The sequence below is a fragment of the Sphaerisporangium fuscum genome, assembly GCF_018531465.1.
Taxonomy (GTDB): domain Bacteria; phylum Actinomycetota; class Actinomycetes; order Streptosporangiales; family Streptosporangiaceae; genus Sphaerisporangium; species Sphaerisporangium fuscum.
Map to the genome: position 1 here is coordinate 50,046 of NZ_JAHDTF010000024.1, position 24,258 is coordinate 74,303.

Here is a 24,258-nt window from a genome sequence, read left to right on the forward strand (position 1 = left end):
CCAGGCCGTCGTCAGCTCGGGCGGGGCCACGATGGGGATCAGCGCGTCGCCCGCTCCTGACCGCCTGCGGTCAATGCCCGGGCGAAGGGGCACGCTCTGGTGCCGGCGAGGGGGCGCGGCCGGGTGCCTGGCCGTCGGGCGGCGGCACCGTGCCCCGGCCGGCCACCATCGCGACGATGACCTGCCCGGCCCCGGCGACGCACAGCAGAACGGTCGGCGCCTGCCAGCCGGAACCGGCGCTGTGCAGCAGCCCGAAGATCACCGGTCCGGCCGCGGCCAGCAGGTAACCGATCGACTGTGCCATCGCTGACAACGCGCCCGCCGCGGCCGCGTCCCGGGCGCGCAGGCTGAGGAAGGCCAATGCGAGCACCAGGCAGGCTCCGCCGCCCAGCCCGAGGACGACGCTCCACAGCAACGCCCATCCCGGCGCCACCAGAAGTCCGAGGTAGCCCGCGAGCAGAACCAGCGAGCTCACCGTCGCCACCGCGCGCTGGTCACGTGCCCACCGCAGCGCGGCGGGCACCGCCAGGCTGGTCAGCACCGCGACCGCCTGGAACACGAACAGCAGCCATCCCGCCTCGGCGGCACTGGCTCCGCCGTCCTGGAACACCTGGGGCGACCACGTCACGACGACATAGAAGCCGAGCGACTGCAGTCCCATGAACGCCGTGACCGCCCACGCCAGCCCCGACCTCCACGGCAACCGGTGGCCGCGAATCGCCTCCGCGGCCGGTCGCGACGTCCGCAACCGGGGGAGCCACAGCACCAGGGCCACCGACGCGAGCACGATCCAGCACCCCAGCGCGGTGTGCCAGCCGCCGGGGGCGACCTGGCTCATCGGCACCGCCACCCCGGAGGCCACCGCGGCGACAGCCCCCATGACAGTGGCGTATGCGCTGGTCAGCATGCCCACCCTGGTTGGGAAGTCGCGCTTGATCAGGCTCGGCAGCATCACGTTGCCCACGGCGATTCCTGCCCCGATGAGCATGGTTCCCGCGAACAGGCCGATCGCCGTCGGCACCCACCGGACCGCGATCCCGAGCGTCAGCACCACGAGCGCACCCCCGAGGAGCCGCTCGGGCCCCCACCGCGCCGCCAGCCACGGAACCACCGGAGATATCACCGCGAACGCCAGCAACGGCAGCGTGCTCACCAGACCCGCGACGGCCGGAGCCAACCCCAGATCGGCCTGCACGCGATCCAGCAACGGCCCGACGCCGGTCAAGCTCGGCCGCAGGTTCGCCGCCACCACCAGCAAACCCCACACCATCAGCGCCCGGCCGGAACGCCCCGTCGACCGCTTCGAATGCGGGGAGAACGGGTTGAGACGCTCGTTCGACATGGTGTCCACCTCTCGGGCATAATGCGGAATGTGGAATCCAGATTCCGCCAAGAAGTCTAGACAGAGGGGCGTTCGGGATGTCAACTCCGCAGAGGCGCCGCAAGACGCGCACCGACGCCGAGCGCAACCGACACCGTGTTATGGAGGCGGCTCGCGCGCTGTTCGCCGAGTCCGGCCACGAGGTGCAGATGTCGGAGGTCGCCCGGGCGGCGGGCGTCGGCGTCGGGACCCTCTACCGCAAGTTCCCGACCCGGGAGGCCCTGATCGAGGCCATCGCCGAGCACCGGGCCGCCGAGATCGTCGCCGCCGCGCGCCGGCTCACCGACGCCGACGATCAGGCTCAAGGCTTGGCCGGGTTCCTGCACCACGTGGGCGAGGTGCTGGCCGGCGATCGCGGCATGTCCGAGGTGATCGAGAAGACCATGGGCTCAGCCGAGCCGCGGGGAGAGACCCGCGAGGCGCTGCTCGCCGGCGTCGCGGAGCTGATCGACCGGGCGCGGGCGCGCGGCACGGTCGGGCAGGACGTGACCACCGAGGACGTCAACATGGTCATCTGCGGCCTGGCCGCGGTCATCCGCAACGGCGCGGGCGATTGGCGGCGGTACATCGCGGTCGCGATCGACGGTCTCCGCCCCCGCTGACCGGCACGCCGCCGCGATCCGGCCTCCGGAAGGAGTCCCTGCCCGGTCGCAGGCGATCGCGGCCACGAAACCCGGCCTCGGCTTCCGGCCTCCCCGCCTGACCTGCCGGGTTCGGGCCGTACCCTCCCGTTCGCCGTGCCTCGGCGCCGGCCGTCCGTCCACGGCGGGGTGTGGCCGGAGACCTCGACCGAGGCTAGGGCAGGGAGGCGAGCCAGCCGGTCAGGATCCGGTTGACCTCCTCGGGGCGTTCCTGCTGGATCCAGTGGCCGCAGCCCTCCAGTACGGTCGCGGAGACCAGCCCCGGCAGGGTGTGGGGGTACGCCGCGATCGCGTCGGCCATCCAGGTGGTGGAGGCGTCCAGGTCTCCGCCGATGAACAACGACGGCTGGGTGATGGGGGCACCGTCGAGGCCGGCGAGGTCCTCCCAGTCCCGGTCCATGTTCCGGTAGCGATTGAGCGCCCCGCTCATGCCGGTCCGTTCGAACTCCGCCGCGTACACATCGAGGTCGTCCTCACTCAGCCAGGCGGGCGGCCGACCGGCCGGGAAGCGGTCGCGCAGCGTCCCGCCCGGGGAGACGAAGTGGGGGTCCGGGGCGGTGGGAGGCGGCATGGTGCCGGCGGACAGGGCGGCGTAGAAGCCGGCGAGCCAGCCGCGCACGTCAGGTTCGATCTCGGCCTCGGCCCGGCCGGGTTCCTGGAAGTAGCGGACGTAGAACTCGTCCTCCCCGCCCATCCGCGCGAAGACCTCGCTGGGCCGCGGCCCGCCGGGCGGGGCGTACGGCACGCTCAGCAGCCCGACCGCGCGGAAGACGTCCGGCCGCAGGAGGGCGGAGCCGGCGGCGATGTTCGCGCCCCAGTCGTGGCCCACGATCACGGCCGTCCGCTCGCCCAGGGCGTGCACCACGGCGAGGTTGTCCTCCACCAGCTCCAGCATCCGGTACGCGGCCACGTCCGCCGGCTTGGACGAGCGGCCGTAGCCGCGGACGTCGACGGCGACCGCACGGAAACCGGCCGCGGCCAGCACCGGAAGCTGGTGGCGCCAGGAGTACCAGGACTCGGGGAACCCGTGCACCAGCAGCACCAGCGGCCCGGAGCCCTGTTCCACCAGGTGAACGCGGCCGGCGGGCGACACGACCAGACGATGCGTGATCCCCGCGTCCCTCGCGGACGTCGACATCGATCCTCCTTCGACCCTCGTCGGACGGCCGCACGGTACGGCCGGCGCCGATGGTCCTGACGCCGATCATTCGCCGGACGCTCATCCCGCCGCGAATCCGTTTGCCGATCCGGCAAACCGGCCGCGGCCCTCCGTCACCACCGCCCGGCCGCCGCCGACAGCCACGGTCACGGCAAGGGCGGCGTCCGCGCCCGGAGACATCCCACGACGGATGACGATCGCTTGACCGCCTCCTCGCATAGGCTTGAAGGAAAGGCTGGTCATCGAAGCGCTGAGGAGCGTGGCCATGGCTGTATCCGGCATCATCTCCGCCGTCATCGTGGGAATCGTCATCGGCGCCCTCGGCCGGCTGGTCGTTCCGGGGCGGCAGAACATCGGGATCCTGCTGACGATGCTGATCGGCGTCGTCGCCGCCCTCATCGGTACCGCCATCGCCGGCGCCCTCGGAGTCGCGGACACCAGGGGAGTCGACTGGATAGAGCTGATCATCCAGGTGGTCGTGGCAGCCGTCGGAGTGATCCTCGTATCGGGTCTGGCCGGCCGGCGACGCGCGTAGCCTCCGAGCCCTCCGGGCGGGCTCCAGCCTGCGGCCGGCCCGGAGGCTCCGCACGCCACCCGCCCGGAGGCTCCGCGCGCGTCGTCCCGCGCGCTCTCCAGCGGTGACGCTTCGTCAGGCGTCCGAACGATCCGGTCGCGGCCTTCCGCGCACGGGACCGTCCCCGGGACGGACGTGCGGCCGGTACGACCAGAGTGACCGCTGATGGGCCTGGGACGAGAGGCGGCCGGTACGTATACTCCGCGCAAGGGTGAACGCGCGCGAGCGAGGTGGCCATGTCCGACCAGCAGCGGCCCGGCCCTCCGTCCCCGGAGGAGCCGCACGACCACGGGCACGGCCACGGACACGGACACGGACACGACGGTGAGGGCGGGCGGGGGAGGGCCGGCCGGTTGCCGTCGGCGATCAGGCACCTCTTCGCCCCGCACAGCCACGACAGCGCCGACAAGACCGACGCCGCGCTGGAGTCGAGCGCGCGCGGCATGCGCGTATTGGGCCTGTCGTTCGTCGCGCTGACACTCACCGCCGTCGCGCAGGCGGTGATCGTGGGCTTCTCCGGGTCGGTGGCGCTGCTGGGCGACACCCTCCACAACTTCGCCGACGCCCTCACCGCCGTCCCGCTGGCCATCGCCTTCTCGCTGGGACGGCGGGCGGCGACGCGGCGCTTCACCTACGGCTACGGCAAGGCCGAGGACCTCGCCGGGCTGCTGATCGTGGTCATCATCGCCGGGTCGGCGGTCCTGGCGGGGTACGAGGCCGTCGAACGGCTGCTCAGCCCGCAGGAGGTGCACGCCCTCGGCTGGGTCGCCGCCGCCGGGCTGGTGGGTTTCGTCGGGAACGAGTGGGTGGCCCGCTACCGGATCAGGGTGGGACGCGAGATCGGGTCGGCGGCGCTGGTCGCCGACGGCCTGCACGCGCGCACCGACGGTTTCACCTCCCTCGCCGTGCTGCTCGGCGCGGGAGGCGTGGCGCTCGGCTTCCCGGCCGCGGACCCGATCGTCGGCCTGGTCATCACCGTGGCGATCTGCCTGGTGCTGCGGGACGCGGCCAGGCAGATCTACCACCGCCTGATGGACGCCGTCGACCCGTCGCTGCTCGACCAGGCCGAAGAGGTCCTCGCCGCGACGCCGGGGGTCCGGCGGGTGGGCGCGGTGCGCATCCGGTGGATCGGCCACGTCCTGCGCGCCGAGGTGGACATCGCCGTCGACCACCGCCTGTCGCTCATCGAGGCGCACGCCGTGGCGGTGGAGGCCGAGCACCGGCTCATCCACCAGGTGTCCCGTCTGCGGGCGGCCACGGTGCACGCCGACCCGGACGGCCCGTACGACACCGACCACCACGCCGCCCTGACCGACCACCGCGCGCCGGCCGTGACCCGTGCCGGACGGCGCTCCGGCGACGCCGGTCGCCAACGGTAGGGGAAGCTCCGCGCCTGCGTGCCGTCAACGCGGTGCCATCTCCGCGCAAAGCCGATATTTCCTACGTATTGAGTGGGTATGCTCGGGGGAGATGTCGTCTGCGGCGAGGAGATCAGATGGCCCTGCCGGACTTCCTTGTCATCGGAGCGCCCAAGGCGGGCACCACGGCGCTGCACGCCGCGCTCGCGCGGCACCCCGGCCTCTACATGTCACGGGTGAAGGAGCCGAAGTTCTTCCTCACAGACGGCCCCCCTCCGGCGCGCGGCGGCCCCGGGGACGCCCAGACGTACAAGGAGCACATCTGGCGGCGGCCGGACTACGAAGCGCTGTTCGACAGGGCTCCCGCCGGCGCCCTCAAGGGCGAGTCGACGCCGTTCTACCTGTACGACCGGCAGGCGCAGCGCCGCATCCGGGCCCTCGTCCCGGACGCCCGGCTGATCGTCATCCTGCGCGACCCGGTGGAGAGGGCCCACTCCAACTGGACGCACCTGTGGTCGGCCGGGCTGGAGCCGGTGGGCGACGTGGTGCGCGCCTGCGCCGAGGAGGAGCGCCGCATCGCGGCCGGATGGTCGGCGTTCTGGCACTACGTCTCGCTCGGGCGCTACGGCGAGCAGCTGGAGCACCTGTTCACGCTGTTCCCGAGGGAGAACGTGCTGTTCTTCCGCTACCGCGAGCTGGTGGACGCCCCCGTCCGGACGCTCGACCGCATCTGCGCGTTCCTCGGCGTGGAGCAGGGCGTCCTTCGTGAGCTGCCCCGCGAGAACGTCACCGCCCATCCCGAGCCCACCCTGCGGCACCGGGCCCTGTCCCGGGTGCTCAGGGCCGGCGCGACGGTGGGACGCCACCTGCCGGGGGCGCTGGGGTCGCGGCTGACCGAGCCCCTGGAGGGCGCGCTGCAGGACCGCGCCCGCCCGCGCCGTCCGCTGAGCTGGGAGGAGCGCCAGGCCCTGATCCCGCTCTTCGAGGACGACGTCGCGCTGCTGGAGCGGGTGACGGGGGAGGAGTTCGGCGACTGGCTGCGCCCGCGCGAGAGGTCGGGCGGGCTGATGGGGGACCGCCCGGCGGGCCAGAGGCAGGCCCGCAACGGCCGCCCCCGCCCGCACTGAACGCCCCGCCGTCCCGCCCGGCTCAGCGCAGCTCCGTGCGCAGCTCGTGGGCGCCGTCGCGCCTGGTCAGCTCGTAGTACAGGCGGTGACGCCCGTCGGGGAGCCGCAGGATGTCGAGGTAGCGCAGCCCGCCGTACGGGGACGAGCCCACCGGCTCGGTGCCCGTGGGGGTGAGCACCGAGAAGTCGGCGCCGGTGGCGAGCCCGGTGCGTTCCTCGTAGTTCTCCCCGGCGCTCGCCCGGCCGTCGTAGGCGGCCACGACGGTGTCGCCGGCGCGGATCACCGAGGTCACGCGCGTGCCGCGCGAGTCCCAGCAGCCGGGACGCCCGCTCAGCGCGGTGCCGTGCCAGGTCCACTCGACGCCGTCGGCGCTGGTGGCGTAGTCGGAGACCATCTGGTCCTCCTCGCCCACCTCCTCCAGGGGGTGGCAGGACGCCCACAGGTGCCACATGCCGCCGTCGTGGACGATCACGGGATCCTTGACCCCGGTCTTGGGGTCGCCGGGCAGCACGACCTTGCGCAGGGTGGCGTCGAACCGGGACGGGTCGTCGGCTTCGAGCATCTCGACCCGCCAGTGCTTGGTGTTGTGGGTGGCGCAGCTGATGTAGAGCCGCCACATGCCCTCGGGGGTGCGCACCAGCGCGGGCCGCTCCAGTGACTCGGTGTCCACCTCGTCCTGGCGGAGGGTGTAGACGGGCTCGAAGCGCTCGCCGTCGAGGGAGCGCGCCACGACGACGGCGTAGCCGCGCCCCTGCCCGATCGGGCGGCGCAGCCGGTAGGCGAGGTAGACGGCGCCGTCGGCGGCCACCGAGCTGGGCGCGCCCGCCCAGTAGCCCGGTGCGTCGTGGGGGGGTGCCACGACCAGGACGGACTGCTCGGGCCGGGGTGATGCTGTGGCGATCTGAAATGTGTTGTCGGGCACGTCGAAACGATAGACGACGCCGTGGGGCGGTTGGGTGAGGACGGGCCGGTCAGGAGCGTGATCCGACCCCTGACATCTCCCGCCGCCGCCCCTGATCCCCCCGAAAACGGACGATCTGGTAGAGGAATGCGGCGGCGAGCTGGAGGGCGGCGATTCCGAGCAGGAGGAGGGCCGGCGGCAGCGCCGCCCCCACGCCCACGAGGGCGGCGCCGCAGGCCGCCGCCGAGACCTTCAGCCCCGCGCCGAGCGTGAAGACCTGGGCGCGGGCCGCGGCCGGGGCGTGGTCGGCGCGGATGCGGAGCGTGGCGCTCAGCAGTGGCCCGTCGAACAGGCCGGCCAGCGCGAACAGGGGCACGCAGGCGGCCGCCGAGGGGACGAGCGCCGCGGCGGCCAGGGCGAGGCCGGTCCCCGTCAGGCCGGCGCCCGCCAGCCGCTGGGCGGGCACCGGACGCGGCCACCGGGCCATGACCAGGGAACCGGCGAGCGCTCCCACGGCGAAGGTCGTGATCAGCACGCTCCCCGTTCCCGGGCTGCCCAGGCTCGCCGCCAGGAGCACCGTCGTGGTGGTCAGGGCGCCCACGCCGACGAAGGCCAGGGTCGTGGCGGAGGTGATCGCCCGCAGCTCGCGCACCCGCCACAGGGCCGCGAGGCCCGCCACGAGCCCGGCGCGAACCGTCGCGGGGGACGTGTCGTCGCCGGCGGCCGCGTCCTGGTACGGCAGCATGGTGACCAGCGCGGCCGCGCACGCGGCCGTACCGGCGAGCAGGACCGTCGCCGCGTCGGGGGAGGCCAGGCCGGCCATGACGCCGACCACCGCCGGGCCCGCCACCGAGGCGGCGTTGTAGACCGCCGCGTCCAGCGCGTACGCCCGGTCCCGTCCCGGGCCCGCGGGGGCCAGCCGTGCCACCAGACTGGACATGCCGCCGGTGACGACCGGCCCGCAGGCGCCGCCCGCCAGGGCGGCGAGCAGCGTCACCGGGAGGGGGACGCGGCCGACGAGCAGAGCCAGCGCGGCGACGGCCGCGGCGAACACGGCCAGCACGCCGGCGTAGAACAGCCGCGGGCGCCGCATCCGGGCGACGAGCGCCCCGGTCAGGGGCGCGGCGAGCACGTGCGGCGCCATCCACGCCGTCATGACGAAGGCGCCCTGTGCCGCGCCGCCGGTGCGGGTCAGCGCCAGCATCACCACCGCCACGCTCACGCCCTCGTCGGCCAGCCTGGCCAGGAACGCGGTGGCGAGGTAGATCCCCAGCCCGCCGGGCTTACGCATGCACACCTCCGGCATGTAACGGCTAATTGCAACAAGACGTTACACTGGTCTCGCCGCTCCGCCGACGCGGGGGGCTGCGATCCGAGCGAAGGGGTCCGACGTGGGCGATGCGGTGATCAGACAGGCGTTCCGGCCCGCCCAGCGGCTCCTCGACCTCGCCAACGCGCTCCGCCGCTCCCCGGGGCTGTCCCGCGACGCCCTCGCCCATCTGCTCGCCCGGCACGGCGAGAGCGCGCACGACCTCACCGAGCGGGCGTTCTCACAGGCCGACGCCGAGGGCCTGCGGGCCGCGATCGAGCGCGTCACCGGCGTCCTGACCGAGACCGACACCGACAGGGCCGCCGAGGCCCTGAACGCGCTGCTGGCCGAGTGCGGCACGCGTCCCTATCTTTCGCGGCACGGCGGCCACCCCTGGCACCTGCACGCCGACCGGGGCGAGGACGCCGGCTGGGCCGACTGGTTCCTCGCCTCCAGCGCCCTGGCACTCGCCCAGATCATCAGCGAGCACGGCCGTGTGACGTGGGGCGAGTGCGCGTCGCCGTCCTGCTCGACCCTCTACCTGGGCACCGGCCCCGGCAGTGCCCGCCGCTACTGCTCGCCCGCCTGCGCCTCCCGTGAACGTGTCGCCGCCCACCGCCGCCGCAGGCGCGGCTCCGGTCAGGAGGCCTGACCTACGGTGTCGTAGGCAAAACCAAGCAAGTGCTTGACCGGGTAATTGACGAGACGTATAAAAGGCCATCGGCGGACCCCTGGAGGACGTCACCATGGCCGAACAATCCCGCAGAGCCTTTCTCGGCGCCGCACTGGGCGCGGCCGCCCTCGGCGCGGTGTCCTGGACGCCGGCGTTCCGCGTCCCGGCCGCCTCGGCCGACGCCACGATCCCCGCACCGCCCGGCCCGCCCGCCGGCATCTCGATCTACCAGCAGGCCTACCGCAACTGGTCGGGCGAGGTGGTGGTCGAGAACCTGTGGACCGCGGCGCCGCGCACGCCGGCCGAGGTGGTGACGCTGGCCAACTGGGCCCGCGCCGCCGGATGGCGGCTGCGCCCCCGCGGAGCCCGCCTCGGCTGGTCGCCGCTGACCGTCGCCGAGGACACCCCCGCCCAGGTGATCGTGGTCGACACCACCGAGCACCTCACGGCCGTACGGGTCGACCCCGGCTCACCCGCCTCGGTCACCGTCCAGCCCGGCCTCACCGTCGACGGCCTCATGGCCGCCCTGTCGGCCGCCGGGTACGGCCTGAACGCCGCCCCGGCGCTCGGCGAGGTGACGGTGGGCGGGGTGCTGGCGGTCGGCGGCCGAGGCACGGGCGTCCCGGCGGTGGGGGAGACGCCGGCGGCCGGGCACACCTACGGGTCGCTCAGCAACCTGATCGTCTCCCTGACGGCGGTCGTGTGGGACTCCTCGCTGGGCGCCTACACGCTGCGCACCTACTCCCGCTCCGACCCGGCGATCCAGGCCCTGCTGGTGAACCTCGGCCGGGCGTTCGTGACCGAGGTGACGCTGCGCGTCGGCCCCGAACGGCGGCTGCGCTGCCAGAGCTGGTTCAACGTCAGCGCCGACACCCTGTACGCGCCACCGGCCACCGCCGGCCCGCAGTCGTTCGCGAGCTACGTAAACGCCTGCGGCAGGGTGGTCTGCATCTGGTTCCCCTTCACCGACAACCCCTGGCTGAGGCTCTGGACGGTCCAGCCCACCAGGCCGCCGCTGTCGCGCGAGGTCACCCAGCCCTACAACTACCCCTTCAACGACATCGTCCCCAAACAGGTCTCCGACCTGCTCGCCCAGATCATCGGCGGGAACGCCTCGCTCACCCCGTCGTTCCTCCAGACCCAGATCAGCCTGGTCGGCGCCGGGCTGATCGCGACCGCGAGCTGGGACATCTGGGGCCGCGCGGTCAACCTGCTGTCGTACGTGAAGTCGAGCACGCTGCGGATCACCACCTGCTGTTACGCCATCCACACCCGGCGGGCCGACATCCAGCGTGTGGTCAGCGAGTTCCACGCGTTCTACAAGGGCAAGCTGGAGGAGTACCGGGCAGCGGGCCGCTATCCGATGAACGGGCCGGTCGAGATCCGCGTCACCGGACTGGACGACCCCGCCGACTCGCTGGTGGCGGGCGCCCGGCCCGCCCAGCTCTCGCCGCTGCGGCCGCGCCCCGACCACCCGGAGTGGGACGTGGCGGTCTGGGTCGACCTCATCAGCATCCCGGGCACGCGATATCAGGACGACTTCTACCGGGAGATGGAGCAGTGGCTGCTGAGCCACTACTCCGGCTCCTACGCCGCCGTCCGGCCCGAGTGGTCCAAGCGCTTCGCCCACAGCGCGCGGGGCCCCTGGACGGACGACGCCATGCTCGGCGCCACCATTCCTCAGCTCTACCGGACCGGCTACCCCTCATCGGACAACTGGGACACCGCCTGGTCCACCCTGAACGCCCTGGACCCGCACGGCGTCTTCGCGAGCACCTTCCTGGACGAACTGGCGCCGTAGGCCGGATACCCGCGGCCGGGGGCCGGCCCGGCCGTGCGCGCGCGGCCGGGCCGGTCACCGCCGGACGCCGACGATCGGGGTGGCCCTCCGGTCGTTCGAGGTCATGTCGCGGGGCATGCCTGTGGAATCCGGTAGACGCCGTAGGAGAAGCCGTCCGCGGAGACCTCGCCGCCGGGCCCCAGCTTGACGCCGTCACCCCCGACCAGGCAGTGAGCCTCTGACATGCCGAGGTCCTGTGGCAGGGGGGCCGTCGCGGTGGCCTGCCGCGGGTTGATGACGACCAGATGGGTGCCGCCGCGGACGTAGATCAGCGGATATCCGTCGTGGACGACGCGCAGCGTCCCGGACGTGCCCAGCGCGGGCGTCGTACGGCGAGCCGTGATCAGCGCTCTGACCTGGTGGAGGAGCGAGCCCGGAGCGGCGCGCTGGGCTTCGACGGTGGGGCGGTCCGGGTCGGGGTCGATCGGCAGGTACAGCGCGCCGGCCGGGGCGGTGGAGAAGCCCGCGTTGGGGGAGGCGTCCCACTGCATCGGTGTCCGGGAGCCCTGCCTGGCCTCCGGGCCGCACTGGCTGCCCTCCTTGTCGGGCAGGCCCGGCACGTAGCGCATGCCGATCTCGTCGCCGTAGTAGATGGTCGGCAGCGACGGCCACGTGAGCAGGAAGGCGAAGGCCGGCGCGACCATGCTCGCGGTACGGCTGCCGCACACCAGCCGCGAGAAGTCGTGGTTGGCGGTGGGCAGCGCGACGTGTCCCGCGCCGCCGATCGCGTCCCGCGCCTCGTCCCAGGCGGCCAGGAACCGCTTGGGCGACCCGCGCCCGTCGGGGGCGAAGAAGCACGGGTCGGTGCCCCATTCCGGGCGATGGCTGCCTTCGGCATTGCCCCACAGCGATCGCCATACCGGGCCCACGGCGTGCAGGAAGAAGTCGGCGTGGAAGCCGGCCGGCACGGACGTCTTCGGGTCCCCCCACTCGGCGAGCAGGGCGCAGTCGGGGTACTCGGTGTCGAGCCAGGCACGCACGTCGTTCCACAGCCGGGCGGTCTCGCGGCGCTCCGGGTCGTCCTTGACGAGGGAGAAGGCCATGTCGACGCGGAACCCGGACACGCCGAGATCGAGCCAGTAGGCGATGATCTCGCGCAGGGCGGCGCGGTTGGCGGCCGGGCCGGGGGCGTCGACGGGCCGGCGCCATGGCTCGTCCGGGTTCATCCGCGCGTATCCGAAGTTCAGCGCCGGCTGGACCGGATAGAAGTTCGGAAGGTAGAACCCCTGCCGGGCACCGGTCGACGGCACCCACTCCTCCGACGGCCGCGTCTCCGACCAGATGTAGCGGTCGTCGCCGGGATCGTCGGCCGAGGCGCGGAACCAGGCGTGCCGATCGGAGGTGTGCCCGGGGACGAGGTCGAGCATGACCCTGATGCCGCGCTCGCGCGCCGCCTTCACGAGCGCGATGAGGTCCTGCTCGGTCCCGTAGCGGGGCGCGATCGTGAAATAGTCGGACACGTCATACCCGGCGTCCCCGAAGGGTGAGGCGAACAGCGGGTTGAACCAGATCACGTTGACGCCCAGCCAGCTCAGGTGATCGAGCCGGGCCAGCACGCCGGGCAGGTCGCCGATGCCGTCCCCGTCGGAGTCGGCGAAGGACTGCGGATAGATCTGGTAGATGACGGCGTCGCTCAGCCAGCCGGGTACGGCCCGGTCGCGCATGGTGCTACTCCAGTGGTCGGTGCCGGTGGGGCCGTACAGCGGTACGGCGCGCGGGAGTCGTCGGGCGGGGAGGCGCCGCCGGCCGGTCCGCTACCCGCCCATCGCGCGGGCGACGTCGGCGGACGTGGATGACACCTGGTGCCTCGGTCCAGGGGAGGGAGGAGCGGCCACCCACTGCCGGACACTAAACCGCTTTAATAGAGGCGTCAACATCACCGGGCGGGGCCGTGCTCTCCCTGACGGTGAGCCGCGGCGTGACGGCCTGGATGTCGCGCACCGAGCCGGGGGCCTCGATCGCGGCCAGCAGGACGCGCGCCACCTGCTCGCCGAGCGCGAACGTGTCCCGGGACAACGACGTGATCGACGGATGGACGATCCTGGTCAGCACCGAGTCGTCGAACGAGGCGATCGACAGCTCGCGCGGCACCGGGACGCCCATCTCGGCCGCGACCCCGAGCCCGGCGACCGCCATCACGTCGCTGTCGTAGACGATCGCGGTGGGGCGCTCCTGCCGCGACAGCAGCGTCCTGGTGGCCGCCGCCCCCTGCGCGTCGGAGAAGTCCGTCGGCACCGAGATCGCCTGGACCAGGCCGAGCCTCTTGGCGGCGTCCTTCAGCGCTCTCATGCGCCGGCGGGTGTGCTGGAAGGTCGGCAGCCCCGCCAGGTGGGCGATGCGCCGGTGGCCGAGCGCGGCCAGGTAGTCGACCAGCGAGAGCATCGCCTCGCGGTCGTCGGCCCATACGCTCGGCAGGCCGCCGTGCCGCCCCGGCCCGCCGAGGACGACCGCCGGAACGCCGAGCTCCTCCAGGGCGGCGATGCGTGGATCGTGTATCTGCAGGTCGACGACCACGAATCCGTCCACTCGATGTTCGGCCACCCAGCGCCGGTGAATCTCGATCTCGGCGGCGGTGTCCTCGACGACCATCACGTGGAGGGCCGTGGACGTGATCGACAGCCCGGCCTGGAGGCCCGCCATCAGCTGCCCGAAGAAGGGCTCCGCTCCGATCGTGCGGGCGGGGCGGGCCAGGACCAGACCGACCGCGTCGGCGCGTGCGCCGCCGAGGGCTCGCGCGGCGCTGTGAGGACGCCAGTTCATCTCCTCAACGATCTTGAGGATGCGCTCCCGGGTCGCGTCGCTCAGGCCGGGGCGCCCGTTCAGCGCGAACGACACGGCCCCGGGGGAAACGCCCGCCCGTTTGGCGATGTCGGCGATCGTCGGTCTGGTCACGTGTGGGTGTACCTCTCTTGACAGCGGCGTGGCGCCAAATCATAGTGCTTTTTCACTAGAGCGCTTTAGTGAGCGCCCTCGACATGTTCTGGTACCCACCATGCGGCACCCGCGGGTTCCCCGTCACCCCCCCATCGCCAGAATGATCAGGAGAACAAGCTCATGCGAATCCCGGCTTCGCTCGCCGCGGCCGTCCTGGCGGTCACCACGCTCGCAGCCTGCGGCGTCGGCGGCGGCAGGTCCACCGCCGCGCCACAGGAGAAGGTCGATGCGAACGCCCAGCTCAAGGGTGCGATCACGTTCCAGACCTGGGCGCTGAAGAACGACAAGTTCACCCCGTACTTCACCAAGCTGGTGGCCGACTTCCAGGCCCGGCATCCGGGGACCACCGTCAACTGGATCGACCAGCCCGGCGAGGGCTACGACACCAAGCTGAACGCGCAGGTCGCCGGCGACAGCCTGCCCGACGTGGTCAACCTCCCGGTGGACCTCGCCTACCCGCTGGCCAAGACCGGCAACCTGCTGGACCTGACCGCGAACGTGCCGACGCTGGAGTCGGAATGGCTCCCGAGCATCGTCGACGCCTACAAGTACCCCGATGTCAACGGCGGCGCCTCCAGCTTCGCCTTCCCCTGGTACACCGGCACGGACGTCCTCTACTGGAACAAGGACATGCTGGCCAGGGACGGCCTGGACCCGAACAACCTGCCGAAGAGCCGCGAAGAGCTGTTCGCCGCCGCCAAGACCATGCATGACAAGTCCGGCGGCAAGGACTTCCTGCTCAGCACCTTCCCGGGCGCGTCGGACATCACCTCCACAGGGACCCCGTGGATGACGCCGGACGGCAAGAAGTTCGCGTTCAACACCCCCGAGGCCGCCGCCCTGCTCGACAAGTACCGGCAGGCGTACAAGGACGGCCTCTTCCCGCCCGGGATCCTCACCAGCGACTACCAGGGCAACGCCGAGCTGTTCAAGAAGAGGGTGGTGGCGATGACCACCGCCGGCGGGGACGCCATCACCAACTTCAACAAGGACGTCCCCTCGCTGAAGGACAAGGTCATACCGTCGGAGAACTTCTTCACCCCGCCGCTGTACACGCAGGGCCTGTCGGTCTCCGCCAAGAGCAAGAACCTTCCGCTCGCGCTGGCCTTCGCGAAGTTCGCCACCGGCAACGACAACCAGATCGCCTTCATCAAGCTGGCCCCGGGCTTCCTGCCGGGCACGGCCGCGGCGGCGAAGGACCCGTCCTACAGCAAGAGCGACGGCACACCGCAGGGGGACGCCTCCGTCTACGCCTTCCGGGCCCTGCAGAAGGCCAAGCTGGCGACCCCGCCGCAGTGGAGCCCTGAGATGAACGACTATCTGAAGCAGCAGATCACGCTGGCCATGACCGGTAAGCAGACCTCGCGGCAGGCGCTGGACAAGGGCGTCGAGAAGGCCAACTCGATGCTGGAGCAGTAGGTGCGGGCGACCGGGAAGATTGCGGGGACCTCATGAACGCCCACCGGTGGTACACGCCCTGGCTGATGCTCGCCGTACCGCTGATCCTGCTGGCGGTGTTCAGCCTGTGGCCGGCGGTCAACACCGTCGTGCTGTCCTTCACCAATGTGCGGATGATCAGCGGTGGGTACTTCGTCGGCCTCAGGAACTTCTCGCTCATCTTCGAGGACGAACGGCTGCGGGACGCCCTGCTGAACACCGCGATCTTCGTGGTGCTCTTCGTCCCGCTGCTGACGTTCCTGCCGCTGCTGCTGTCGCTGCTGGTCCACAGCAGGCTGCCGTTCATCGGTTTCTTCCGGACCGTCTTCTACTTCCCGGTCATCGCCTCGGTGGTGGCGGTGGCGCTGATCTGGCAGTGGCTGCTGGACGACCGGGGACCGGTCAACCAGCTCGCCCAGCAGATGGGCCTGATCAAGCAGGCGATCCCCTTCCTCACCGACCGCTGGCTGCTGATCCTCAGCGTCACCGCCCTGACGGTGTGGCGGGGCCTGGGCTTCTACATGCTGCTCTACCTGTCGGCCCTGGGCAACGTACGGCGGGAGCTGCACGAGGCGGCCGCGGTGGACGGCGCCGGGCGGCTGCGGCGGTTCTGGTCGATCACCGTCCCCAGCATCCGCGGCCGGATGGTGCTGGTCGCGGTGCTCATCGTCATCGCGTCGATGCGGATCTTCACCGAGATCTACATCCTGGGCGGGCCCCAGGGCGGCGTCGGCGGCCAGAACGTGACGGTCGTGATGCTCATCCAGCAGGCCGTGCTGGGCGCGGACGGCCGGATCGGCTACGCCTCGGCGTTGAGCGTGTTCCTGTTCGCGCTCACCATCGGGCCGCTGCTGCTGCTGGCCTACCTGAACAAGAGGAGCGAGGCCTGACATGGTGACCGCCACCGATCGCGTGAACCGGCCGGACGGGCGAGCCCTCCACGCCAGGCCGAGGCGCCGCCGTCGCTCGCCGGTCTTCGACGCGCCCACACCGGGCGGGGTGGTGGCGCGCTACCTCGCCCTGATCTTCATGCTCGTGGTGTCCGTCGGCCCGATGCTGTGGCAGCTGTCGACCTCGCTGAAGGGCCAGGCCGAGGACGTGTACGGCGCCACGCCGCGCCTTCTGCCGGAGCACCCGACGCTGGAGAACTACCTGGAGGTGATGCGGCAGGTCCCGGTGCTGGACTTCGCCGCCAACTCGCTCCTGGTGGCGGTCATGGGTGTGGCGGGCAACGTGGTGTTCGCCACCCTCGCCGGGTTCGCCCTGGCGCGCCTGCGGTTCAAAGGGGCCAGGCTCGTCCTCGGCCTGCTCATGGCCACGCTCCTGCTGCCCGGCGAAGCCATGATCATCTCTCAGTTCCAGACCGTCAACAGTCTGGGCCTCACCAACACCCTGCTCGGCGTCGCCCTGCCGGGCCTGGCCGGCACCGTCAACATCCTGCTCATGCGCAACGCCTTCCAGGCGATCCCGCAGGAAATGGACGACGCGGCGATCCTCGACGGCGCCACCGCGTGGCAGCGCCTGCTCCACATCGGCCTGCCCGCCGTGAAGGGCACGATGGCCATCATCGCCGTCATGACGTTCATCGGCGCGTGGGACGACTTCCTCTGGCCGCTCCTGGTGCTGCAGGATCCCGGCGACCTCACGCTCACCGTGGGCCTGGCCTACCTGGACGGCCACTTCGCCGGGAACCCCCGCACCATCGCCGCCGGCCTGATGATCTCCCTGATCCCGATCCTCGTCCTGTTCGTCGCGCTCCAGCGGTACTTCTTCCGCGGCGTTCAGGAGGGCGGCGTGAAGGGGTGACGACGCCGGCGCCGCACAGGACCGCGGCCGGCCACCTGGACTCCCGCGGGACCACCGACCTGGTCACCGCGGATGAAGCACGATATGAGGATTGCCATGCATGATGACCGCAAGCTGATCGAATCCCGGCTCAAGCGGGTGCTCGACGAGCGGATCCGCCCGGCCGTCCACCCGGAGTCGGTGCCGCTCGACGTCGAGGTGTGGGTCGCCCCCGACGAGCCGGTCCCCGTGGCGGAGGGGATCGCCGCGCCGCGGTCACCGATCGCCGTGGGCGACCGCTGGGGCAGGCCGTGGGGGACCAGCTGGTTCACCGTCTCGGGCACCGTGCCGTCCGCGTGGGCCGGCCGTACCGTCGAGGCGATCCTCGACCTGGGGTTCGACAAGAACATGCCGGGGTTCCAGTGCGAGGGTCTGGTGTACCTGCCCGACGGCTCGCCGGTCAAGGGACTGAACCCCTGCAACTCGTGGGTGCGCGTCGCCGCGCCCGCCGCCGGCGGCGAGCGGGTCCTGCTGCACGTCGAGGCGGCGTCCAACCCCGTGATCCTCGACTACCACCCGTTCCTCCCGACCGACCTCGGCGACAAGCACACCGCCGGCGACCGGCCGCAGTACACCCTGGCCCGCATGGACCTGGCCGTCTTCGACGAGGAGGTCTGGAACCTGGTCATGGACCTGGAGGTGCTCGGTGAGCTGATGGCCGAGCTGCCGGTCGAGGGGGCGCGGCGCTGGCGGATCGCCCGCGCGATCGAGGACGCCCTGGACGCGATCGACCTGCAGGACGTCAACGGTACGGCGGCCGCCGCCCGGGAGCGGCTCGCCGGGGTGCTCGCGGTGCCGGCCGAGCCGTCGGCGCATCGGCTGTCGGCGGTGGGGCACGCCCACATCGACTCCGCCTGGCTGTGGCCGCTGCGCGAGACCGTCCGGAAGGTCGCGCGGACCACCGCCAACATGACGGCGCTGCTGGAGCAGGAGCCGGACTTCGTGTACGCGATGTCGCAGGCGCAGCAGTACGCGTGGATCAAGGAGCACCGCCCCGAGGTGTACGAGCGGGTCAAGAAGGCGGTGGAGGAGGGACGGTTCGTCCCGGCGGGCGGCATGTGGGTCGAGTCCGACACGAACATGCCCGGCTCCGAGGCGATGGCCCGCCAGTTCGTCCACGGCAAGCGGTTCTTCCTGGACGAGTTCGGCGTCGAGAACGAGGAGGCGTGGCTTCCGGACACCTTCGGCTTCGCCGCCGGGCTGCCGCAGATCATCAAGGCGGCCGGGAGCAGGTGGCTGCTCACCCAGAAGATCTCCTGGAGCCAGATCAACACCTTCCCGCACCACACCTTCTGGTGGGAGGGCATCGACGGCACACGGATCTTCACCCACTTCCCGCCCGTCGACACCTACAACTGCTCGATGAAGGGCAGTGAGATCGCGCACGCGGCGAGGAACTTCAAGGACAAGGGGGTCGCGAGCCGCTCGCTGGCGCCCACCGGCTGGGGGGACGGCGGCGGCGGGACGACCAGGGAGATGGTCGCCAAGGCGGCCAGGATGCGCGACCTCGAGGGCTCCGCGCGGGTCGAATGGGACACGCCCGCCGCCTTCTTCGCCCGCGCCCAGGCCGAGTACCCGAACGCGCCGGTGTGGGTGGGCGAGCTCTACCTGGAGTTGCACCGCGCGACGCTGACCAGCCAGGCGAGGACCAAGCAGGGCAACCGGCGCTCGGAGCACCTGCTCCACGAGGCCGAGCTGTGGGCGGCGACCGCGGCCGTGCGAACCGGCTTCCCCTACCCCTACCAGGATCTCGACCGGCTCTGGAAGACGGTGCTCCTCCACCAGTTCCACGACATCCTGCCGGGCTCGTCGATCGCCTGGGTGCACCGCGAGGCGGAGCAGACCTACGCGGCGGTGGCCGCGGAGCTGGAGGCGATCATCGGCGCGGCGCAGCGGGCGCTCGCCGGCGAGGGGTCCCGTACGGTGACCTTCAACGCCGCCCCGCACGCGCGCCGGGGGATCGCCGCCGGCGGCGCGGACGTCGCCGCGCGGCCCGCGAGCGCGACCGTGGTGAGGCCGGCCGATGGCGGTTACATCCTCGACAACGACCTGATCCGGGTCACGGTCGACGATCGCGGGCTCGTCACGTCGATCTACGACCACGCCGCCGACCGGGAGGCGATCGCGCCGGGGGCGGCGGCGAACCTGCTGCAGCTCCATCCCGACTTCCCGAACATGTGGGACGCCTGGGACGTCGACCAGTTCTACCGGAACACCGTCACCGACCTCACCCACGCCGACGAGATCTCACCCGCGCCGGACGGGGTGACGGTCCGCCGGTCCTTCGGCTCGTCGGAGGTCCGGCAGACCCTGGTGCTGCCGCCGGGCGCCGCGCGCCTCCAGATCCACACCGAGGTCGACTGGCACGAGACCGAGAAGTTCCTGAAGCTGGCCTTCCCGCTGGACGTCCATGCCGAGCGCTACGCCGCCGAGACCCAGTACGGCCACCTGTACCGTCCCACGCACACCAACACCAGCTGGGAGGCGGCCAAGTTCGAGGCGTGCAACCATCGGTTCGTCCACTTCCAAGAGCCGGGCTGGGGCGTCGCCCTGGTCACCGACTCCACCTACGGTCACGATGTCACCCGGACCGTGCGCGAGTCCGACGGCGGGACCACCACGACGGTCCGCGCGTCCCTGCTCCGGGCGCCGCGGTTCCCCGACCCGCAGACCGATCAGGGGGCGCACCGGTTCGGTCACGCTCTCGTCGTCGGCGCCACCGTCGGCGACGCGGTGCGCGAGGGCTACGCGATCAACCTGCCCGAGCGTACGGTCCCCGGCGACGGCCCGGTCGCGCCGCTGGTCGGCGTCGACGACGAAGCCGTCGTCATCACGGCCGTGAAGCTGGCCGACGACGCGAGCGGCGACGTCGTCGTCCGGTTGTACGAATCGCTCGGCGGCCGGGTTCGGGCCCGGCTGACGCCGTCGTTCTCCTTCGAGACCGTCACGGCGTGCGACCTCCTCGAACGCCCTCTCGAGGACGCCTCGCTGGAGCTGCGGCTACGTCCGTTCCAACTCCGGACGCTGCGGTTCTCCGGAGTGTCGGCCTGACATCACGCAGGGCGTCCGGCTGGGAGGTCCCGGCCGGGCGTCCTGGCTGAGGTCGGTCCGATCGATCGTCCAGCTGGATGTGCAGACGGCTCACGTAGGCATCTCTGCCGCTCTCGTCGGCGAAAGGCGGTGTGCCCGGCACGGATTCGCCGCCGACGAACACGTGAATCACCCGGAAAGCGAAACCGTCCTGAGGGAATTGCTCCCAGGTGAACCGAACACGTTGCCCCGGTACGAGACATCTATACCCTTCGACCCCGGTAATCGATGAAAAGCGGGCGAAAACGTCACCGGAAACGTCGGCGGACCTGATGAATCCCCACCCCTCTTCCTCGTACCACTCCACCACCGTTCCAGTGGCCACTTCGACCGGTTCGACACTCATCGCCGTGATCCTCTCGATCGCACTCCTGGCCAACGCGGTGGCACCGGTCCCCGCGGCCCGCACGCCGGCTTCACATCAGGGACGCGAGTAATCAAATGTATATCGGTTCGATTTCCGGCCTGCCCGCCGGTGGGCGATCGCTTGTCTGTTTCACGAACATCGCCGTCCGCCGTGAGCCTGTCGTGCCGGCCACCGGCTTCCTAATGTCGATGTGAATCACGACAGGAGGACATGATGACCGAGACCACGATCGATCTGGGAACCCTCGCCGGCCATTACGCCGAGCACGGGTACGTACTGCTGAAGGGCCTGCTGACCAAGGACGAGGCGGCGGCGTACCGCCGTGCCGCCCATGACCTGCTCCGGCGGCTGGACCGGGACGAGGACCCGACCTGGGGTGCGGCCGCCGGGCTCGCGGCCGGCGCGCCGACCCGGCTGCGGCACCTGCACGACGCGCAGTTCCACGCGGCGGCGTTCTCCCGGCTGCTGGTGGACGAGCGGTTCACCTCCGTCGCCGCGGCCGTGCTGGGGGTGCCGAACGTCCAGCTGCACCACACCAAGTTGTTCGTGAAGCCGCCGGAGAACGGCTCGCCGTTCCCGCTGCACCAGGACCACCCGTTCTTCCCCCACACCCACCACCGGGTCGGTGCCGCGATCTTCCACCTGGACGACGCGCCCGAGCACAAGGGCTGTGTCCGGGTCGTCCCGGGCAGCCACCTGCAGGGGCCGCGGGAGCACGACCCCGAGGGAGGCCATCACCTCACCGACGTGCCCTTCGAGGCCGCGGTGCCACTGCCCGCGGAGGCGGGGGACGTGCTGTTCTTCTCGTACCTGACCGTCCACGGCTCGGGGGTGAACGTCAGCGACGAGGCGAGGACCACCTGGCTGGTGCAGTTCCGTGACCCCGCCGACCCGCCGGCGATCCAGGCGCACGACTGGTCCCTGGGGCAGGGCATGATGCTGGCGGGAGTGGACCCGACAGGCAGGAGCACGGCTTGAGCCTGGCGGACGTCGCCGGTGCCGGCCGGCTGCCCGAGCTGGCCGGCCTGCTGGAGACCTGCCAGGTCGGAGGGTTCAGGGCCGACTTCGTCAGCTGGGGGTTCTACACCAAGCTCGCCTGGCGCAACTACTGGCACCGGCACTCCTTCTACGAGGTCTGCCTGGCCTACACCGGTACGGGCCGGTTCAGCGTCGGTGGGGAACACCATGACGTCGGCACCGGTGACGTGTTCCTGACCAGGCCGGGTGACGTGCACGAGATCGAGTCGAGCCCGGCGGACCCGCTCGGCATCGCCCACTGGGGCTTCACGCTCCGGAGGGGCCAGGAGGCGCCGGGCCCGGACGAGCGTGGCTGGTGGTCCGGCCTCACCGACACCGCCGGACCCGTGGTGTCGCGCCGTACCGGCTCGCTGCCCGAGGTCGTCACGGCACTCGCCGCGTACGCCGGCCCGGTGCGGTCCGGGTACGACGCCGGCCTGGCCGGGCTCGGCGCCGCGCTGGTGGTGGACACCGCCAGGGCGTTCGCGAACGAGGACGATCTGCGGGTCGACCCGCCTCCCCGGGACGGCCCGTCCCGGGTGGTGGCGGCGATGCGGCGGCACCTGGCCGACAACCTGTACCGGCCGGTCAGGGTCAGGGATGTGGCCGCCGCCGTCCACCTGTCCGAACGGCACGCCGAGCGGCTGTTCCGAGAGCAGACGGGCGCCTCCCTGATGGCGACCCTGCGCAGGATGCGGCTCGAGCTGGCCGCCGCCCTGCTGCTCGACGCGGCCCCCACGGTGACGGAGGTGGCCCGGGCGTGCGGCTATCACGACGTCCGCGCTTTCAGCACGGCCTTCCGCCGCCTGCACGGGTATCCACCGCTTGAGCACCGCGCCCGCAGCGGGACCCTGCACATGTGAGGCGCTCCCCGCCGCGGTCACACTGACCGGCCCGGTGGGGTGGCCGGTGGCATGCGGCTACGCGGAGACCGCCGTGCGCGCGCCGGGTGCCCCGGCCCCGTCCGTGGCCGGCCGGTGCAGCACGCGCAGCAGGGCGGCCGCCAGCGCCTCGCCGTCGTCCCCGGCCGGGGCGGCCGAGCGCCAGGCGACGAACCCGTCGGGGCGCACCAGCAGTGCTCCGGCGTCGCCCGTGCCGGACGCCGCCGGCCAGAGGCCCTCGGGGTCGGCGACGTCGCCGTCCGCGCCGACGCGGAAGGCGTGCAGGCCGGCGCCCAGCCGCGTGGCCACCTCGCCGGCGACCTCGAGCCAGGCCGCGCCCGCCGGGCCGGTCAGCAGCGTGAACCGCGATCCGACCAGGTCGAGCGTGGAGACGCGCCGGCCCTCGTGCTCCACCCACAGGTGCGGGAGACGTGAGCCGGGGGAGCCGTCGAGATCGAGGGCCACGTCCTCCGTCGAGGGAAGTTCGGGCCGGGCGCCGACGACGGCGGTTGAGTCGTAGCGGTAGCCGAGGTGCACGACGGGGGCGTTGACCACGCCCGCCTTCGCCCGCTCCTGAGCCATGCCCGGGTCCCAGTGCAGCCGCGGGTTCTCAAGGCGCAGCAGGGCCTGGCGGACGGTGAGCTCGGCGACCGGCCGCCGTTCGGCCTCGTAGGTGGCCAGGAGCCCGGGGCCGGCCTGCCCGCGCAGGACCCAGGCCAGCTTCCAGGCCAGGTTGTGCGCGTCGGCGACGCCGGTGTTCATGCCGAACGCGCCGAGCGGGGGGTTGGCGTGCGCGGCGTCCCCGGCGAGGAACACCCTTCCCGTGGAGAAGCGCTCGGCGACCTGGGCGCGGACCCGCCAGGGCAGCCTGCTGAGGACCTCGACGTCGCGCTCGGGGTCGCCGAGCGCGGCGCGGATGAGCTCCCGGCAGCGCTCGGGCGTGAAACCGTCCTCGCCTCCCTGCTCGTAGGGCACGTGGAAGATCCACTCGTGCCGCCCGTCGACGGTGACGAGCATGCCGGGCGAGCTGGGGCCGGTGATGTCGCAGGCGACGAAGTGGTGCCCGTGGGTCAGGTCGTCCAGGTCGGCGCGGAAGAGGATGTTCATCATCGGGTCCCCGAGCGCGCCCGGCCCCGTGGTGTCGATGCCGAGGGCGGCGCGGACGCCGCTGCGCACGCCGTCGGCGGCGACGAGGTAGTCCGCGCGCACGGTGCGCCGCCCCTCGGGCCCCTCGATCACGGCGGTCACCCCGTCGGCGTCCTGCTCGAAGGACACCAGCTCGGTGCCGTGGCACACGGTCGCGCCGCGCTCCCGGGCCGCCCGCAGCAGCACGGGGTCCAGCCGGTTCTGCGGGCACAGGCCGCGGAGCCTGGCGGGGCCGACGGTGGCGCGGGTGTCGGCGGCGATGGGTGTGCGGCGTCCCGTGACGGCGTCCGGCGGGGGCCACTGGACGGTCGCCAGCGTGGGCCCGCTGATCTTCCCGAGGGCGCCGGCGGTCATGTCGAGGGCCACGGCGTTCACGGCGTCCTCCAGGCCGACCTCGCGCAGCAGCTCCACCGTGCGCTGACCGACGCCGGTGGCGCGGGGGTGGATCGAGGGGGCGTCCTGCCACTCCACGACGAGCGGGCGCACGCCGTGGTGGGCCAGGAACACCGCGGCCGCCAGGCCGACCGTGCCGCCGCCGGCCACCAGCACGGGGACGTGGATGTCGTTCATCTCTCTCC

Annotated in this window: 20 protein-coding genes; 12 read left to right on the forward strand and 8 right to left on the reverse strand. The window is 72.1% G+C overall.

What is annotated here, in order from left to right; all coding sequences use genetic code 11:
* Positions 1-70: 70 nt before the first annotated feature.
* Positions 71-1,342 (reverse strand): MFS transporter, encoded by a 1,272-nt coding sequence (locus KIK05_RS28920; protein ID WP_214414026.1) that lies wholly within the window; start codon positions 1,340-1,342, stop codon positions 71-73.
* A 77-nt stretch (positions 1,343-1,419) separates the two neighbouring features.
* Here KIK05_RS28920 and KIK05_RS28925 point away from each other — a divergent pair, with 77 nt between their 5' ends.
* On the forward strand, positions 1,420-1,983 hold the full coding sequence (locus KIK05_RS28925; RefSeq protein WP_214414027.1) for a TetR/AcrR family transcriptional regulator: 564 nt from the start codon (positions 1,420-1,422) through the stop codon (positions 1,981-1,983).
* Positions 1,984-2,176: 193 nt separating this feature from the next.
* Here KIK05_RS28925 and KIK05_RS28930 read toward each other — a convergent pair whose 3' ends face one another.
* Complete coding sequence (locus KIK05_RS28930; RefSeq protein ID WP_214414028.1) at positions 2,177-3,160, reverse strand: alpha/beta fold hydrolase; 984 nt, start codon at positions 3,158-3,160, stop codon at positions 2,177-2,179.
* Positions 3,161-3,446: 286 nt separating this feature from the next.
* On the opposite strand from KIK05_RS28930, the gene KIK05_RS28935 reads away from it, so the two are divergent.
* The 3 genes from KIK05_RS28935 to KIK05_RS28945 all read left to right on the forward strand — a co-directional run bounded on the left by KIK05_RS28935 (position 3,447) and on the right by KIK05_RS28945 (position 6,240).
* Complete coding sequence (locus tag KIK05_RS28935; protein ID WP_214414029.1) at positions 3,447-3,716, forward strand: GlsB/YeaQ/YmgE family stress response membrane protein; 270 nt, start codon at positions 3,447-3,449, stop codon at positions 3,714-3,716.
* Between the two features lie 275 nt (positions 3,717-3,991).
* Complete coding sequence (locus tag KIK05_RS28940) at positions 3,992-5,134, forward strand: cation diffusion facilitator family transporter (RefSeq protein WP_214414030.1); 1,143 nt, start codon at positions 3,992-3,994, stop codon at positions 5,132-5,134.
* Between the two features lie 116 nt (positions 5,135-5,250).
* On the forward strand, positions 5,251-6,240 hold the full coding sequence (locus KIK05_RS28945; RefSeq protein WP_214414031.1) for a sulfotransferase family protein: 990 nt from the start codon (positions 5,251-5,253) through the stop codon (positions 6,238-6,240).
* 22 nt (positions 6,241-6,262) lie between these two features.
* Here KIK05_RS28945 and KIK05_RS28950 read toward each other — a convergent pair whose 3' ends face one another.
* Positions 6,263-7,162 carry a glycoside hydrolase family protein gene (locus tag KIK05_RS28950; RefSeq protein WP_308250164.1) on the reverse strand — a complete coding sequence of 300 codons (900 nt, stop codon included), beginning with the start codon at positions 7,160-7,162 and terminating at the stop codon, positions 6,263-6,265.
* A 49-nt stretch (positions 7,163-7,211) separates the two neighbouring features.
* The gene (locus KIK05_RS28955) at positions 7,212-8,432 is read right to left on the reverse strand and encodes an MFS transporter (protein WP_214414032.1); all 1,221 of its coding nucleotides are present in this window, start codon (positions 8,430-8,432) and stop codon (positions 7,212-7,214) included.
* A gap of 100 nt (positions 8,433-8,532) precedes the next feature.
* Between KIK05_RS28955 and KIK05_RS49080 the strand changes: the two genes are divergently transcribed.
* Positions 8,533-9,102: a CGNR zinc finger domain-containing protein gene (locus tag KIK05_RS49080; protein ID WP_214414033.1), complete on the forward strand. Its 570-nt coding sequence runs from the start codon at positions 8,533-8,535 to the stop codon at positions 9,100-9,102.
* Between the two features lie 94 nt (positions 9,103-9,196).
* The gene (locus KIK05_RS28965) at positions 9,197-10,924 is read left to right on the forward strand and encodes a cholesterol oxidase substrate-binding domain-containing protein (protein WP_214414034.1); all 1,728 of its coding nucleotides are present in this window, start codon (positions 9,197-9,199) and stop codon (positions 10,922-10,924) included.
* Between the two features lie 101 nt (positions 10,925-11,025).
* Here the strand turns inward: KIK05_RS28965 and KIK05_RS28970 are convergent, their stop codons facing one another.
* Both KIK05_RS28970 and KIK05_RS28975 read right to left on the reverse strand, forming a co-directional pair.
* The gene (locus tag KIK05_RS28970; RefSeq protein WP_214414035.1) at positions 11,026-12,627 is read right to left on the reverse strand and encodes an alpha-amylase family glycosyl hydrolase; all 1,602 of its coding nucleotides are present in this window, start codon (positions 12,625-12,627) and stop codon (positions 11,026-11,028) included.
* Positions 12,628-12,811: 184 nt separating this feature from the next.
* Entirely contained in the window at positions 12,812-13,855 is a 1,044-nt protein-coding gene (locus tag KIK05_RS28975; RefSeq protein ID WP_214414036.1) for a LacI family DNA-binding transcriptional regulator, read from the reverse strand.
* Positions 13,856-14,017: 162 nt separating this feature from the next.
* Here KIK05_RS28975 and KIK05_RS28980 point away from each other — a divergent pair, with 162 nt between their 5' ends.
* The 4 genes from KIK05_RS28980 (at position 14,018) to KIK05_RS28995 (ending at position 20,230) form a co-directional block, all read left to right on the forward strand.
* Positions 14,018-15,316, forward strand: a complete 1,299-nt coding sequence (locus KIK05_RS28980; RefSeq protein WP_214414037.1) for an ABC transporter substrate-binding protein — start codon at positions 14,018-14,020, stop codon at positions 15,314-15,316.
* 32 nt (positions 15,317-15,348) lie between these two features.
* On the forward strand, positions 15,349-16,224 hold the full coding sequence (locus tag KIK05_RS28985) for a carbohydrate ABC transporter permease (protein WP_214414038.1): 876 nt from the start codon (positions 15,349-15,351) through the stop codon (positions 16,222-16,224).
* A gap of 1 nt (position 16,225) precedes the next feature.
* The gene (locus KIK05_RS28990) at positions 16,226-17,140 is read left to right on the forward strand and encodes a carbohydrate ABC transporter permease (protein ID WP_214414039.1); all 915 of its coding nucleotides are present in this window, start codon (positions 16,226-16,228) and stop codon (positions 17,138-17,140) included.
* Positions 17,141-17,236: 96 nt separating this feature from the next.
* Positions 17,237-20,230, forward strand: coding sequence for an alpha-mannosidase (locus tag KIK05_RS28995; RefSeq protein ID WP_214414040.1), 2,994 nt, complete (start codon positions 17,237-17,239; stop codon positions 20,228-20,230).
* Here KIK05_RS28995 and KIK05_RS29000 read toward each other — a convergent pair.
* Positions 20,124-20,615: a cold shock domain-containing protein gene (locus tag KIK05_RS29000; RefSeq protein ID WP_250563637.1), complete on the reverse strand. Its 492-nt coding sequence runs from the start codon at positions 20,613-20,615 to the stop codon at positions 20,124-20,126. The genes KIK05_RS28995 and KIK05_RS29000 overlap by 107 nt on opposite strands.
* Positions 20,616-20,849: 234 nt before the next feature.
* Between KIK05_RS29000 and KIK05_RS29005 the strand changes: the two genes are divergently transcribed.
* Both KIK05_RS29005 and KIK05_RS29010 read left to right on the forward strand, forming a co-directional pair.
* Positions 20,850-21,614 carry a phytanoyl-CoA dioxygenase family protein gene (locus KIK05_RS29005; protein ID WP_214414041.1) on the forward strand — a complete coding sequence of 255 codons (765 nt, stop codon included), beginning with the start codon at positions 20,850-20,852 and terminating at the stop codon, positions 21,612-21,614.
* Positions 21,611-22,516, forward strand: a complete 906-nt coding sequence (locus tag KIK05_RS29010; protein ID WP_214414042.1) for a helix-turn-helix domain-containing protein — start codon at positions 21,611-21,613, stop codon at positions 22,514-22,516. The genes KIK05_RS29005 and KIK05_RS29010 overlap by 4 nt, the downstream gene beginning before the upstream one ends.
* Before the next feature lie 57 nt (positions 22,517-22,573).
* On the opposite strand, the gene KIK05_RS29015 is transcribed toward KIK05_RS29010, so the two are convergent.
* Entirely contained in the window at positions 22,574-24,250 is a 1,677-nt protein-coding gene (locus KIK05_RS29015; RefSeq protein ID WP_214414043.1) for an FAD-dependent monooxygenase, read from the reverse strand.
* Between the last annotated feature and the right edge of the window lie 8 nt (positions 24,251-24,258).